A 13,010-nucleotide genomic window follows, 5' to 3' on the forward strand; every position below is an offset into this window, starting at 1 on the left:
GCGGTCATACCCGCCGCAGGATCTCCGCATAGACGTCGGTCAGCGCGCGCAGATCGTCCAGCGCCACGGCTTCATCGAGCTTGTGCATCGTTGCGTTGAGCAAGCCGAACTCCACCACCGGGCAGACGCGCGAAAGGAAGCGGGCATCGGAGGTGCCGCCGGTGGTCGAAAGCTCCGCTTCCACCCCCAGCACGTCGCGGATCGCGCCGCTGACCAGTTCCGATAGCGGGCCGGGTTCGGTGAGGAACGCTTCGCCATAGACGCGGCCGTTCACCTCGGCATGCGGGGCGTGGGCGGCGACGACGTCGCGTATCCGTTGGATCAGGTCGGGCCCGCGCTGCTGGTCGTTGAAGCGGATGCTGATGCGGGCGGCGGCGCGGCCGGGGATGACATTGGTCGCCTTGTTGCCGACCGCCAGATCGATCACTTCGATGTTCGACGGCTGGAACCAGGCATTGCCCTGGTCGAGCGTGATGGCGTCGATCTCGGCGAGAGCGCGGACGAGGCGCGGCACCGGGTTGTCCGCGAGATGAGGGTAGGCGACATGGCCCTGGCGACCGATCACGGCGATGTCGATCACCGTGGATCCACGCCGCCCGATCTTGATCGTGTCGCCCAGCCGGTGCGCGGAGGTGGGCTCGCCCACCACGCAGCAATCGGGGACGAGGCCGCGCTCGGCCATGCGCTCGATCAGCCTGGGCGTGCCGAACGTCGCCGGACCTTCCTCGTCGCCCGTGATGATCAGGCTGGTGGTGCCGCGTTCCGGCACCCGCGCGGCAGCGGCGACAAAGGCGGCGATCGCCCCCTTCATGTCCACCGCGCCGCGGCCGTAGAGCAGGTCGCCGCGGATCTCGGGGGCGAAGGCGCCGCTGGTCCAGCCCTCGCCCGGCGGCACCACGTCGAGATGACCGGCAAAAGCGAGATGCGGGCCGCCAGCGCCGCGCACCGCGAGCAGGTTTTCGACCGGCCCGTCGGGTGCCTCGCCTTCCACGAAGCGCTCGACACGGAAGCCGAGGGGGGTGACCGCCGCCTCCAGTATGTCGAACACGCTGCCGCGCGCGGGCGTGACGCTTTCCGCGCCGATCAGGGCCTTGGTGAGTTCGACAACGTCCGGCACATTAGTCTCCACACATGAGGGAGGCGACATTGCCCAAGCTGGATCTGGATACAATCCCGCAGACCAACGCCACCGGCTATCCGGCGCCGTATGACGCGCCGGTGGCGGGGCGCTGGTACCGTCGACTGGCACCGCCGAGCGGGCTGACGGCGATGGGCGTCAGCCATGTCGTGCTGAAGCCCGGCGGATGGTCGTCGCAGCGCCACTGGCACGACAGCGAGGACGAGTTCGTCGTGATGCTCGCCGGTGAGGTGGTACTGGTCGAGGACGGCGGCGAGACGCTGCTGCGTGCCGGCGACTGCGCGGCGTTCCCGGCGGGCGTGGCGGACGGGCATCACCTGCAGAACCGGTCCGACGCGGATGCGGTGTTCCTGGCCATCGGGGCAGGGCCGCGCGGGAGCGGGGAGTATCCCGACATCGACATGGTGTTCACGCCGGAGGGATATTTCCGCAAGGACGGCACGCGGTACGAGACGGAGCGGTTGAAGTAGGTCGTGGATCTAAGCCCCCCTTCCGGGGAGGGGTTGGGGTGGGGCTGTGTCTCAAGGAGAGCAACAGGCGTTCTGGAATCCTTCCACCCCCAATCCCTCCTCCGAGGAGGAGGGGCTAAGGACGAAGGGTCACACCACCGGCAGTTCGTACTTCTCGATCACCCATTCCTCTTCCTGCGCCCCGGCGATCCAGTCCTGCAGGTAGGGGTGCTGGAGCACTGCGAGCATGTAGCTCTGCGCGAAGCGCGGCACTGGCAGCGAATAGGTGACGATCCGCGTCACCACCGGGGCGAACATGATGTCGGCAGCGCCGAACTTGCCGAACAGGAACGGTTCCTCGCTTCCGTAGCGGGCGCGCGCCTGGGCCCAGAGCTCCATGATCCGCGCGAGATCTGCCTGCACATCGGCATCGACCGGCGCGGCCGGATAGACCTGGCGCACGTTCATGCTGTGCTTGCTGCGGAGGGCGGTGAAGCTGGAATGCATCTCCGCCGCCATCGAGCGCGCCATGGCGCGCGCGGCGGGATCTTCCGGCCAGAACAGCGTGTTGCCGGTCTTGTCATTGAGATACTCGACGATCGCCAGGCTGTCCCACACCACGGCGTCGCCGTCCCACAGGATCGGCACCTTGCCGGAGGAGGGCGCGAACTCGGCGCCCTGGCGGCGCCTGTCCCAGTCCTGATCGTACATCGGCACGACCGTTTCCTCGAAGGGAAGGCCCGAGAGCTTGCAGGCGAGCCAGCCGCGCAGCGACCAGGAGGAATAGGCCTTGTTGCCGATGATGAGCTTCATGGACCTCCGGATAGCGGTGCCCGCAGAGGACGGCAACCGCTCGTGCGGCGCGGCGCCGAAGGCCATTGCGCTTGTATCGGAATGTTTCCAGGCTGGCCCGGCGGCAGGGGGCCGCGAATCGGGGATGGAACGAAATGCGGAAGAAGTGGAGCCTGTTCGCGGCGGTGGCGCTCGCGGCGATGGGTGGGGCGTACGGTACGGCGGGCGCGCAGGAACAGGCTGCCGGGCAGGCCAGGCCCGCGCCGGCAAAGGTCGATACCGCGGTGTTCGCCGAGTTGCCGATGCTGGTGGATCCGCGCATCTCGCCCGACGGCAAGCGCGTCGCCGCGCAGCTGGCGGTGCAGGGCAAGCAGTATTTCGCGATTGTCGGGCTTGACGACGGGGCGAAGCCCTTGCTGATCGGCACCGGCGACACGGATCTCAACGAGTGGCACTGGGTCAACAATGACTGGCTGGTGCTCGGCGTCGGAAGAACCACCCCGGTCGACGGCGACGAATGGTACATCAAGCGCGCGTTCGGCGTGAACGCCGCGACCGGCAAGATGGTGCTGCTCAACAGTGCGGAGACGGGCCAGGACGGCGGTTCGCTGCTCTGGATCGCGCACGACGGCACACCTCGCGTGCTGCTGGCGGCCCAGACCTCGATCTTCACCAACGACGCGGGCTTCTGGCCGAAGGTGGACGAGGTCGACGTGTCCACGGGCAGGCACAAGACCGTGCTGACCGGCCGCGAAGGCGTGATGAGCTGGTATGCGGACGGTGCCGGCGTCGTGCGGATGGGCATCGGCCGGAGCATGGACGGCCGCCAGCGTCGGCTGTTGTACCGGCCGACTGGCCGCAGCGATTTCCGAACTGTCGATCGCGCCAAGGGGCTGCATGACGGGCTGCTGGTGCCCTCGCTGTTCCTGCCGGATCCCGGCAAGGCACTGGTGGTGCAGGATGACGACAAGGGGCTCTCCGCGCTGTGGGAGTTCGACCTGGCCACGATGCAGGCGGGCAAGCAGGTCTTTGCCTCGCCGGGGTACGACATCAGTGGGCCGGTGGTCGATCCGGTCACCTCGACGCTGCTCGGGGTGGAGGTGACCGAGAACCGTGCCACCACCCACTGGATCGACCCGGCGATGGCGGCGCTGCAGAAAAAGCTGAGCGGTAAGGTTCAGGCGGCGCAGGTGGAGATCACCAGCTTCACGGCGGATCGCTCGGTAGTGATCGTCAAGGTGGGCGATGCCACCGCACCGGGCGCCTATTTCGTCTATCGCGCCGCGGACGAGTCGCTCCAGCCGCTGGCGATGAACAACCAGACGCTGAAGCTGCGTCGTCTCCACCCGGTGAAGACGATCCGGTACAAGGCGCGCGATGGACTGGAGATTGCCGCCGTCCTCACCACGCCGCGGGGCAGCGCCGGCAAGAACCTGCCGCTGATCCTGATGCCGCATGGCGGGCCTGCCGCACGCGACGAGGAGGAATGGGACTGGTGGACGCAGTTCCTCGCGGACCGCGGCTATGCGGTCATTCAACCCAATTATCGCGGTTCGACCGGCTATGGCACGTCCTTCACTCGCAAAGGGGAGGGCCAATGGGGCCTGGCGATGCAGGACGACCTGAACGATGCGGTGAAGGCGCTGGTGGACCAGGGTATTGCTGATCCCAAGCGGGTGTGCGTCGTTGGCGGCTCCTATGGCGGCTATGCGGCGCTGCGGGCGGCGCAGCGCGACGGCAAGCTGTTCCGCTGCGCGGTTTCGTTTGCCGGCGTTTCCGATCTGCAGCGGCTGCTGGCCTATGACTCGAACGCACTGGGGCATGAGGCCTCCGCGGACTGGCTCAAGGCGCAGGCGCCGGACTTCAAGGCGATCTCGCCACTGTTCCATCCGGAGGACTTCTCGATCCCGGTGCTGATCGTGCACGGCAAGAAGGATCGCCGCGTGCCCTTCAAGCAGAGCAAATTGATGGCCGATCGACTGGCGGCTGCGAGCAAGACGTTCGAATTCATCGAGCAGCCCGAAGGCGACCATTTCTTCACGCGGCAGGAGGATCGGCTGAGCTTCCTCAAGGCGCTGGAAGCCTTCCTCGCCAAGTACAATCCGGCCTAGGCCTTCACATACACCCAGGCGCGGGTGCCCGAGGCGAGGGGCACCCGCACCCGGACGTAATTCTCGCTTTCATAGATGTCCGCGGTTTCCAGTTCCTGCGCCGTCAGCTGGAACACCTTGCCCGCGATCGGCGGGCCATCGCCGGGGACGAGCGCGAGGTGGGTCTCGACCCCGCTCGCATCCAGTACCGCTGGATCGCGGATCTGGATCTCGGTGACGACATAGCCGTGGAGCACGTCGTCGGTGCCGTCGAGCAGCCGGCCGAACTGGCTGCGCTGCACCTGGTCGAGTTGGAGCGTGCCGTAGGAGAAGAGCGGCTCCATGCCCGCGCTCAGCTGATCGCTTCGAGCACCGCGGCGCGCAGCTCCGGCAGGCCCATGCCCTTGTCGCTGGAGGTGGCGAGGATCTCGGGATGTGCGGCGGTGCGCTTGCGCGCCTCTTCCACCGTGCGGGCGGTCACCTTGGCCAGTTCGCTCGCCTTGATCTTGTCGGTCTTGGTGAGAACCAGTCGGTAGCTGACGGCCGCATTGTCGAGCATCTCGAGGATTTCGCGGTCGACATCCTTGATGCCGTGGCGCGAATCGATCAGCACCAGCGCGCGCTTCAGCTCCTGCCGGCCGCGCAGATAGTCGTTCACCAGATAGCGCCACTTGCGGACCATGTCCTTGGGCGCCTTGGCAAAGCCGTAGCCGGGCATGTCGACGAGGCGGAAGCGCAGCGGCTCGCCTACGTCGAAGAAGTTCAGCTCCTGCGTGCGCCCCGGCGTAACCGAGGTGCGGGCGAGGCTGTTCCGGTTGGTCAGCGCGTTGATCAGCGACGACTTGCCGACGTTCGAGCGGCCGGCAAAGGCAATCTCCGGCACCGTCGGCTGAGGCAGATGCTCCAGCGCCGGCGCGGACTTGAGGAACGCGATGGGGCCGGCGAACAGCTTGCGCGCGGCTTCGATCTGGTCGGGGTCGAAGGACATCAGGAAATCAGCTGCCTCAGAGGATGAGGCCCTTTCAAATCCTCCCCTGAAAGGGGAGGTGTCGCGAAGCGACGGAAGGGTGTCGACGGTGCGAGGGCGGTCCTCCGACGCGAACGGGGACACCCCTCCGTCAGGCCTTCGGCCTGCCACCTCCCCTTGCAGGGGAGGAGCGTGGAGGGGCGCGCCTCCATCACTTTGCCTTGACCGCTTTCGGCTTTTCCACGGGGACCTTCATCTCCGGGTGACGCGCATAGAGCCACTGCTGCTGGAGCACAGTCAGCACGTTGGAGGTGATCCAGTAGAGCTGCAGGCCGACGGCGAACGGCGCCATCAGGAACATCAGCATCCACGGCATGATCGCGAACATCTGCTTCTGCATCTCGTCCATCGGGGCCGGGTTCATCCGCATCTGGAAGAACATTGACACGCCGAGCAGCACCGGCACCACGCCGATCGCGAGGAAGCTGGGCGGGGTATAAGGCAGATAGCCGAACAGGTTGAGGATCATCGCCGGATCCGGTGCCGAAAGGTCCTTGATCCACGCCACGAAGGGCTGGTGCCGCATCTCGATGGTCAGCAGCAGTACCTTGTACAGCGCGAACATGATCGGGATCTGGAGGAGCATCGGCGCACACCCGGCGAGGGGGTTCACCTTCTCCGCCTTGTACAGCTGCATGATCTCCTGCTGCTGACGCTGCTTGTCGTCCTTGTAGCGCTCCTGGATCGCCTTCATCTTCGGCTGCACCTGGCGCATCTTCGCCATCGAGGCGAACTGCTTCTGGGCAATCGGGAACAGCAGGCCGCGGATGGTGATCGTCAGCAGGATGATCGCCACGCCGAAATTGCCGACGAGTTTGAACAGCCAGCTGAGATAGGTGAAGATCGGGCGCTCGATGATCTCGAACCAGCCCCAGTCGATCGCACGCTCGAACTTCGCGATGTCGAACTGCTTCTGATAGGCATCGAGCAGCTTCACTTCCTTCGCACCGGCGAAGAAGTGGCTTGTATAGGTCGCTTCCTTGCCGGGGCGGATCGCGATCGGCTGGGCGAGCGACACATCGGCCTGATACTGCTGGGCGGCGGTGCCGCGCTGCTGGATGCTCACCCCGCCGCGCTGGTCTGGGATCGCCGCGGTCAGCCAGTAATGGTCGCTGAAGCCGACCCAGCCGCCGGTGGTGGCGAACTGCTGGGGCGTGCTCTCGATGTCCTTCCAGTTGATGTAATGCGCCGCATCATTGGTCGCGGCCACCGGGCCGACATGCGCGGCCCACTGGCTGGTATCGGCCGAGCGCTGGCCGCGCGAGATCAGCGTGTAGGGGGTAACGGCCACCGGCGCCGCGCCGCGGTTCGCGACGGTCTGGCGCACGGTGAACATGAAGTTCGAGTCGACACCGAGCTCGACCGTGAAGGTCTGGCCCGCGCTGTTGGTGGTGGTGAGCTTCACCGGGGTGGCGGGCGTCAGCGTCTCGCCATCGGCCTTCCACACGGTGTTGCCGTCAGGCGCGCCGGCACCCTGCCAGCCGAACTGCGCGAAATAGCTCCCCTCCGCGCCGCTCGGCGAAAGCAGGCGGATCGGCGGCGAGTTCTTGGCGACGGTCTGGTCGTACTGGCGCAGCACGAGATCGTCGATGCGCAGGCCCTTGAGGTTGATCGAGCCCTTGAGCGCGGGGGTGTCGATGGCGACGCGCGGGCTATCGGCCAGCACCGCTTCCCGGGCCCGAATCGTCTTGGGCGCGTTGGCCGCCGGATCGACGCCGGAGTTGGGCATCGGCTGGAGCTTGCCGTCCACCATCTTCCCCGGGACGGCGGGCTGCTGCGGGAAGACCCAGCGGCTGATCATCGGCCAGCCGAGCAGGACAAGCGCCGCGAACGCCGCGAAGAGGATGAAGTTCTTCTGTTCTTCTTTCACCGATAATCCCCGGAAGGAAACTCAAGGAACGGGATCTGGGCCGTGCCCGCCCCATGGATGGCAGCGCGCGATGCGCCGGAGCGCAAGCCAGCCGCCTTTCACCGCCCCATAGCGGCGAAGCGCCTCGATTGCATAGGCCGAACAGGAAGGCTGATAGCGGCAGGTGGGCGGCAGGATCAGCGACGGCCCCAGCTGCCAGGCGCGCGCGAGCAGCATGAGTGCTCGCGCGATCATGATTCTACCTTGGGGTCGGCCTTGGGGCGAACGCGCCGAAGCGCCTTGGCGAGTTCCGCCTTCAGATCGGCATAGGGGCGTTCGATTCCGCCGTTCCGGCCGATCAGCACATGGTCCGCGCCGGCGATTCCCGCTTCGGGAAGCACTTCGCGCGCGAGCATGCGAAAGCGCCGCTTCATCCGGTTACGGATAACGGCGTTGCCAACTTTCTTGGATACGGTAATGCCGATCCGCATCGACGGATCGGCATCGTTCCGTTCGCGCACCAGCAGGACGAAACCGGGCATCGGTGCCCGCTTTCCCCCGTTGGCGGCGAGATAGTCCTTGCGCTGCGTGAGCCGGTCGAGGCTCAGCAAGGGCGTGTCGGTGCTTACGCCGACAGCTTCTTGCGGCCGCGGGCGCGGCGGGCGCGGATCACATTGCGACCGCCCGGGGTCGCCATCCGTGCACGGAAGCCGTGCCGGCGCGCACGCACCAGGTTGCTCGGCTGAAAGGTCCGCTTCATCGCTCATCCTCGAGTATCTAGAACGTAAAAGGGCCGCCACAGGGGCGGCCGCGTGTCGAGCGCCCTTAAGCAGAACTGCCGCACGAGTCAACGCAGGATGCGGAATTGGGCGGACTTCGGAGCACATTGCCGCGAAGATGGGAGAGGTGTTGTGTCGATGCAATACGCCTGTTGGTAATCGTGCCGCTTCCGTAGCGATGAAAAGCCGCTATGGTCTGAACCCGGGGAGGGGGCTCTCTTGGTCGCCAGTGTCTCGACGGTAGCCTATCTGGGGTTGGAAGCCCGTGCGGTGGAGGTGCAGTGCAACCTCGTCGCCGGTCTGCCCAAGTTCGTCGTCGTCGGAACACAAGACCCCGTATTTACCCGTAGCCGACCGGACTGCCTTTCCAGTGCTTAACTTATTGCGACGCTACGCGCTGCCCGTCTCAGTAGCGTCGGGTGTTGGCACCTTTGCGAGCCTTTGCTTCCTTCTGGCTGCTTTAAGCGGACCTCCCCGATGCCGCGACGGATGGCTTTCCCCGAGCATAGGCCATCGCGGCGCTTGCTCATGGCACGGGGGCGTCGATCGCAGCGGCGACGGCCGTGCACTCCTGTTGCCGTTCGGTGCGCTTTCTTGGTTCATCGGCTTCTACGTGTTCGACGCATTGGATCGCGGCTTCCTTCGTGATCGCGGCGAACGCAAGGGCTCTCTGACGCCAGAGCCTGGGGGCGACGAAGCATCGTCGTCTGATGAGTCGGCTCACTTGTCGGATGATCGCGCCGAGATAAGGACTCCGGTCGCCGATAGGAGCCGCGAGGGACGCCGAGCAGCGACAAGTCCTTCGTGCCCCGCCTGTGGCTCGCCGATGCGTATCCGGACAGCGAAGAAGGGACCTCGCACCGGGCGGCCGTTCTATGGGTGCGCAAACTTCCCGAGATGCAGGGGTACTAGGCCCTTTCGTGGTCGAGCAAAAAGGTAGAATGATGCAGACGGTCCGCAACTGCAGAGCTTAAATCTAATGATGTCATCGCTGTAAACCTGTAATTCCGGCTTAGTGAGTCGGGAGGTCGTGTTGATTAGGCTTGTGGATGGTCGATGGCTAGTTGAGTTTCATTCAGAGTCCGGGGCTGTTTCGTCTAAGAGCTTTGCTTCCGAAGGTAGGGCGAAGGCATGGGTGACCCTGAGGCAGGCGGCGTTGGTGCGCTACGCCTCCCCTGAGCAGGTCCCTGATCCTTACGCGGACACCCTTGGTGACTTGCTGGAGCGATACGACCGAGAGGTATCCTCCAAGAAGCGCGGGGCGTCGGCGGAGGCTTATCGGATCGGCAAGCTGCGGAGGTCGCTATTGGCGGCCCTGCCGGTCGCTGAGCTGACGAGTAAGGCCGTCGCTGACTATCGGGCCGAGCGGTCAAGCGAAGTGTCCTCCAGCTCAGTCCGAAGTGAAATCAGCCTGATTCGGCGGACCTTGGAGACTGCGAGGCGCGAGTGGGGCTATCAGCTCCTTACGAACGTCGCGGCCCTGGTTGCCTTGCCGGCGCCGGGTGCTGCTCGGGACCGGAGATTGCGGGCAGGCGAGTACGAAGCCCTTCGGGACGCTTTAGTGGGCCACCCGCTTGCCTGGGCCTACGTCCGGTTTGCAATCGAGACCGCAATGCGCCGGGGTGAAATACTGTCGCTGCGATGGCGCGATGCGTTCTTGTCCCTGGGCTGCGTTCATATTCCCAAGACGAAGAACGGCCGGCCGCGTACCGTCCCATTGACCGACGAGGCCTTGTATGTGCTGCGCGGGCTGAAACCACAAAGCGAGTACGTCTTCCCCATCGACATTCACGCTCTTCGCTGGGCTTGGACGACGGCCTGCACGCGAGCGGGCATCGAGGACCTTCGGCTGCACGATCTGCGACACGAAGGCGTCTCCAGGCTACTGGAGCTGGGCCTGTCGCCCCCGGAAGTTGCCACGGTCAGTGGGCACCTGACATTATCTCAACTGATGCGCTACACTCACCCGGACGCGCAGCGCATTCGTGCCAAGCTTGCTGGGCGTAGGACCGGGCAATCGGTCGAGTGACGGGCTGCCGATGATCTCCGAACGATCTTAGCGGCCGCCTAGGCTTCAGGCGGACCGACGAGCGGAGGGCCTGGGGGAACCCCTGGGCCCTTTTGCTATCCGAGGCCACGCGGTCACTTCGCGATTTAGTGATGCTTGGTAATCTGCTCCTGTATCAGCTCGGCCAGCTTGCCGTAGTCGTAGGGTTTCGGTAGGTACACGCCAGCGTCCGGTATCTCCCCGTCGTTTAGCTGCCGTACGCCAGAGGTGACCACTAAGCCTACTCTAGGGTGCCGCACAGCCACGATGTCGGCCAGCTCTAAGCCGTCGATTGGGCCGGGCATGTGGATGTCGGTAAAGAGCACCTCGACGGGGTTAGCCGCGAGAAGGTCCAGCGCCTCTGTGGCGTTTTGTGCTTCGAGGACGGCAAAGCCACTATCTGCGAGAATATCGGCCGCGAGCATCCGCACGTACAGCTCATCCTCAGCAACCAAAACCGTTGGCTTCATCGCGCGTTCCTTCCCCTCCGGACGTGTTGACTAACGCTCATATTTATGAAGGGTTCTAAACAGCGACGAATTTTTCGCATCATCTAAGTTATCCACGGAGCCTCCGCTTCATCGCCTGGAACTCAGCATGCGTCCTAGGCCGAGCGGAGACGGTGCGCTTACGACGGTCGCGGCGCGTTTCTTGCATCCGTCTCAGCCTCGACAACAGACGCGATGAACGGGGCTGGGTCTCGGGCGATCTGCTCAGCAACGCTGTTTAGTGCGTCGTATTCCGCTTTCTTCGCTGCGGGCGTGGAAGCCTCCCGGCTCAGTATAGTACAGACCCTGCTGAACCACCCTGAAATGCCGCTGGAAGTTCTTCGAAGCCTCACGTTTACCCAGCCGTACGACCGTTCTGCCAGCACTCCGCTATCTGACACGATAGCAAGCGTAAGCCCCTCTTGCTTAAGTCGCTTACATAAGGCGTCATAGCCCTTGAAGCTGAATCCATCCTCATGAATCGATTCCTTCAAAGTTCCTTCTGCCGTATGGCGGATGGCGCACGTCTCGGATTGTTGCACAGGCGATACCGAGATGAGGGTCCCGATAACTGAAGCTATTCCGGACGCGATAAACGGCATATTACCTCACGCAATTAAGACATCCTATTGTGCGATATCAAGAGACATGACGCAACAGCTGAAGCATAGATTTAGCCGCAAGGATTCATTCGGTAGGCGTTAGAAAGGTGTTCGTGGGCTCGAAAGAACTTTTCACGCTATTCACGGAACCGTCGCTTCATCACCTGAAATTCGGCTCGCGTTCGGGATCGAAGAAGCGGGACATGGAAGAGGCTTGCCGGCGTCGATTGCGTCGAGCAAAGAAGGTGGAAGGGGGACGTAATGCTCAAAGCTTTAGCGGCAGTTATCGCCGGCACTCTAACGATCTTCTCGTACGTCAATGCCCAGTCTGAGGTGATCGAATCTAACGCAGTACGGTGCCGTGAAGCGCCAAAGGCAAATGCTCGTGTCGTCGTTGTGCTTAGCCGAGGTACCGAGGTATTCGTGCAGTCGCGGCTTGGTGATTGGCGTTTGGTACTGACGAAAGGACGCTCGTGCTGGGTGCCGAGCCGGTATGTTGTCACTGCGGAAAGCAACCTGCAGCAGCGTGGCGCCGAAAGCGGCGCGGTTCATATGCCCTCTGATCGCGTCCAGCATCACACGCGGGCCGCCCCAGCGGCTAAGTGGACGGGGGTACATATCCCCACGGTGACGGCAAAGAGGACTCGCAGTACTCGAAGTGCTCGGAGCCATCGCGGTGGCGGCAGACTGCATGGTTATACGCCGATCCCGAAGCACCGCTCATTTGGATTTGGGGGCGGGGGGTCTTGTCCCTGCTCGGGCGGCAACGTGTGCGTTGGTCCACGAGGTGGGCGCTACTGCATCACGAGCGGCGGCAACAAGAGGTATGGCGTGTAGGACTGCGCAGTGGCGCCATCTCTGGGTGGTGAGTGCACCCGACTCGATCGGGCGCGATGTGACAAGAAGTAAGCGAAACCTGAGGGGGCTAAGGTGCGGGACGGCGAGATCTACTTCGGCATTGGTTTCTGTCTGGCCTTCGTCGGCTTCGTAGCCACGTGGTGGCATTTGGCGGCCACTTATTCGAGTGTCTGGACCATTGCGTTCGGATGGGTGCCGGGGCTGGCTGTCGGCGCCGCCGTGTGGATTGGATGGCCGCTTGTGCTTATCGGCTTCGGCGCCTGGTTTCTGCTGGGCCATTGATTCGGAAGGACAAAAGCAACGGTCCTCGATCCGATTTATGATCCTCGGGCCTGACCCCAAGAACTATTTGGGGTCTAGGTGCTCCGGGCGCCGAGGACCGTTTAGCCGCATCCTCCGCCCCCGTTGTTCACGAGGGCCGCCAAAGTCGCCCGGAGCGACCACACGATACCACAGCATGGCGAGTGGTCCAGAGGGGCGCTGGATCAGCTTGAACAGGCCGGGGCGCGACACAACTGTGAGGGGTGTCTTAGAAAAACTAAGACTCTCCACCCGTCGCTCATCCAGTCGAGCCAGCGCAGTGCGAGGCGCCGAGGTCCCTGCGAAAAGATCAGGGGGGTGGCTCGCTTCACCGGTCGGCACTCGTCTACCTCTAGGTTCTGGACGGGGCGGGCCTCAGCTTGCCGCACCCACAGGAAAACTGTGGGTCCTCGCCGCAGCGTCCCGAAGGGCGCTCCAGGTGCCGAGAGGCGTTTTGCCGCGCCCTCTGCCCCCGTGGAAACGAGGGCCTGCAAGTTCACCTGGAGCGCCTCGACGGTACCGCCGGTCAGCGAGGCCGGCAAGCGTCCTCAGGCGGCCGAGATTTCCTCCTGGAATGCCCCCGTTCTTAGG

15 protein-coding genes and 1 pseudogene are annotated in these 13,010 nt (G+C 64.2%); 7 read left to right on the forward strand and 9 right to left on the reverse strand.

The features are described from left to right. Nucleotides 1-4: 4 nt before the first annotated feature. Nucleotides 5-1,147: a succinyl-diaminopimelate desuccinylase gene (dapE, locus tag V7E00_RS04530; RefSeq protein WP_333571483.1), complete on the reverse strand. Its 1,143-nt coding sequence runs from the start codon at nucleotides 1,145-1,147 to the stop codon at nucleotides 5-7. Here dapE and V7E00_RS04535 point away from each other — a divergent pair. Next, nucleotides 1,147-1,608: a cupin domain-containing protein gene (locus V7E00_RS04535; RefSeq protein ID WP_333571484.1), complete on the forward strand. Its 462-nt coding sequence runs from the start codon at nucleotides 1,147-1,149 to the stop codon at nucleotides 1,606-1,608. The genes dapE and V7E00_RS04535 overlap by 1 nt on opposite strands. Before the next feature lie 129 nt (nucleotides 1,609-1,737). On the opposite strand, the gene V7E00_RS04540 is transcribed toward V7E00_RS04535, so the two are convergent. Next, the gene (locus tag V7E00_RS04540; RefSeq protein ID WP_333571485.1) at nucleotides 1,738-2,400 is read right to left on the reverse strand and encodes a glutathione S-transferase family protein; all 663 of its coding nucleotides are present in this window, start codon (nucleotides 2,398-2,400) and stop codon (nucleotides 1,738-1,740) included. Nucleotides 2,401-2,534: 134 nt separating this feature from the next. On the opposite strand from V7E00_RS04540, the gene V7E00_RS04545 reads away from it, so the two are divergent. Beyond that, on the forward strand, nucleotides 2,535-4,490 hold the full coding sequence (locus V7E00_RS04545; RefSeq protein ID WP_333571486.1) for an alpha/beta hydrolase family protein: 1,956 nt from the start codon (nucleotides 2,535-2,537) through the stop codon (nucleotides 4,488-4,490). Here V7E00_RS04545 and V7E00_RS04550 read toward each other — a convergent pair. The 6 genes from V7E00_RS04550 to rpmH form a co-directional block, all read right to left on the reverse strand. After that, on the reverse strand, nucleotides 4,487-4,813 hold the full coding sequence (locus tag V7E00_RS04550; RefSeq protein WP_333571487.1) for a gamma-glutamylcyclotransferase family protein: 327 nt from the start codon (nucleotides 4,811-4,813) through the stop codon (nucleotides 4,487-4,489). The genes V7E00_RS04545 and V7E00_RS04550 overlap by 4 nt on opposite strands. A gap of 8 nt (nucleotides 4,814-4,821) precedes the next feature. After that, nucleotides 4,822-5,457 carry a ribosome biogenesis GTP-binding protein YihA/YsxC gene (gene yihA, locus V7E00_RS04555; RefSeq protein ID WP_333571488.1) on the reverse strand — a complete coding sequence of 212 codons (636 nt, stop codon included), beginning with the start codon at nucleotides 5,455-5,457 and terminating at the stop codon, nucleotides 4,822-4,824. Nucleotides 5,458-5,647: 190 nt separating this feature from the next. Then, entirely contained in the window at nucleotides 5,648-7,366 is a 1,719-nt protein-coding gene (gene yidC / locus V7E00_RS04560; protein ID WP_333571489.1) for a membrane protein insertase YidC, read from the reverse strand. A gap of 21 nt (nucleotides 7,367-7,387) precedes the next feature. Next, nucleotides 7,388-7,600 (reverse strand): membrane protein insertion efficiency factor YidD, encoded by a 213-nt coding sequence (yidD, locus tag V7E00_RS04565; protein ID WP_066722546.1) that lies wholly within the window; start codon nucleotides 7,598-7,600, stop codon nucleotides 7,388-7,390. Continuing rightward, the gene (gene rnpA, locus V7E00_RS04570) at nucleotides 7,597-7,956 is read right to left on the reverse strand and encodes a ribonuclease P protein component (RefSeq protein ID WP_333571490.1); all 360 of its coding nucleotides are present in this window, start codon (nucleotides 7,954-7,956) and stop codon (nucleotides 7,597-7,599) included. Before rnpA ends, yidD begins: the two co-directional genes overlap by 4 nt. Before the next feature lie 14 nt (nucleotides 7,957-7,970). Next, a complete protein-coding gene (gene rpmH, locus V7E00_RS04575) occupies nucleotides 7,971-8,105 on the reverse strand; it encodes a 50S ribosomal protein L34 (RefSeq protein WP_010545931.1) in 135 nt (44 codons plus the stop codon). A 238-nt stretch (nucleotides 8,106-8,343) separates the two neighbouring features. On the opposite strand from rpmH, the pseudogene V7E00_RS20050 reads away from it, so the two are divergent. The 3 genes and pseudogenes from V7E00_RS20050 to V7E00_RS04580 all read left to right on the forward strand — a co-directional run. Beyond that, nucleotides 8,344-8,478: pseudogene (locus V7E00_RS20050) on the forward strand (ATP-binding protein); the annotation flags it as partial. A 259-nt stretch (nucleotides 8,479-8,737) separates the two neighbouring features. After that, nucleotides 8,738-9,064 carry a topoisomerase DNA-binding C4 zinc finger domain-containing protein gene (locus V7E00_RS20055; protein ID WP_443019170.1) on the forward strand — a complete coding sequence of 109 codons (327 nt, stop codon included), beginning with the start codon at nucleotides 8,738-8,740 and terminating at the stop codon, nucleotides 9,062-9,064. Nucleotides 9,065-9,259: 195 nt separating this feature from the next. Then, nucleotides 9,260-10,153, forward strand: coding sequence for a site-specific integrase (locus V7E00_RS04580; RefSeq protein WP_333571491.1), 894 nt, complete (start codon nucleotides 9,260-9,262; stop codon nucleotides 10,151-10,153). 125 nt (nucleotides 10,154-10,278) lie between these two features. On the opposite strand, the gene V7E00_RS04585 is transcribed toward V7E00_RS04580, so the two are convergent. Then, nucleotides 10,279-10,641, reverse strand: coding sequence for a response regulator (locus tag V7E00_RS04585; RefSeq protein ID WP_333571492.1), 363 nt, complete (start codon nucleotides 10,639-10,641; stop codon nucleotides 10,279-10,281). Nucleotides 10,642-11,522: 881 nt separating this feature from the next. Here V7E00_RS04585 and V7E00_RS20060 point away from each other — a divergent pair. Both V7E00_RS20060 and V7E00_RS04590 read left to right on the forward strand, forming a co-directional pair. After that, nucleotides 11,523-12,098 (forward strand): SH3 domain-containing protein, encoded by a 576-nt coding sequence (locus V7E00_RS20060; RefSeq protein WP_443019137.1) that lies wholly within the window; start codon nucleotides 11,523-11,525, stop codon nucleotides 12,096-12,098. 93 nt (nucleotides 12,099-12,191) lie between these two features. Then, the gene (locus tag V7E00_RS04590; RefSeq protein ID WP_333571493.1) at nucleotides 12,192-12,401 is read left to right on the forward strand and encodes a hypothetical protein; all 210 of its coding nucleotides are present in this window, start codon (nucleotides 12,192-12,194) and stop codon (nucleotides 12,399-12,401) included. Nucleotides 12,402-13,010 lie beyond the last annotated feature (609 nt).

Source organism: Sphingomonas sp. (assembly GCF_036731925.1).
Classification (GTDB): domain Bacteria; phylum Pseudomonadota; class Alphaproteobacteria; order Sphingomonadales; family Sphingomonadaceae; genus Sphingomonas.

Bases quoted from the DNA above. Each gene is read 5' to 3' on its own strand.
- dapE (WP_333571483.1), bottom strand. From the start codon at position 1,147: ATGTCGCCTCCCTCATGTGTGGAGACTAATGTGCCGGACGTTGTCGAA.
- V7E00_RS04540 (WP_333571485.1), bottom strand. From the start codon at position 2,400: ATGAAGCTCATCATCGGCAACAAGGCCTATTCCTCCTGGTCGCTGCGC.
- V7E00_RS04545 (WP_333571486.1), top strand. From the start codon at position 2,535: ATGCGGAAGAAGTGGAGCCTGTTCGCGGCGGTGGCGCTCGCGGCGATG.
- V7E00_RS04550 (WP_333571487.1), bottom strand. From the start codon at position 4,813: ATGGAGCCGCTCTTCTCCTACGGCACGCTCCAACTCGACCAGGTGCAG.
- yihA (WP_333571488.1), bottom strand. From the start codon at position 5,457: ATGTCCTTCGACCCCGACCAGATCGAAGCCGCGCGCAAGCTGTTCGCC.
- yidD (WP_066722546.1), bottom strand. From the start codon at position 7,600: ATGATCGCGCGAGCACTCATGCTGCTCGCGCGCGCCTGGCAGCTGGGG.
- rpmH (WP_010545931.1), bottom strand. From the start codon at position 8,105: ATGAAGCGGACCTTTCAGCCGAGCAACCTGGTGCGTGCGCGCCGGCAC.
- V7E00_RS04585 (WP_333571492.1), bottom strand. From the start codon at position 10,641: ATGAAGCCAACGGTTTTGGTTGCTGAGGATGAGCTGTACGTGCGGATG.
- V7E00_RS20060 (WP_443019137.1), top strand. From the start codon at position 11,523: ATGCTCAAAGCTTTAGCGGCAGTTATCGCCGGCACTCTAACGATCTTC.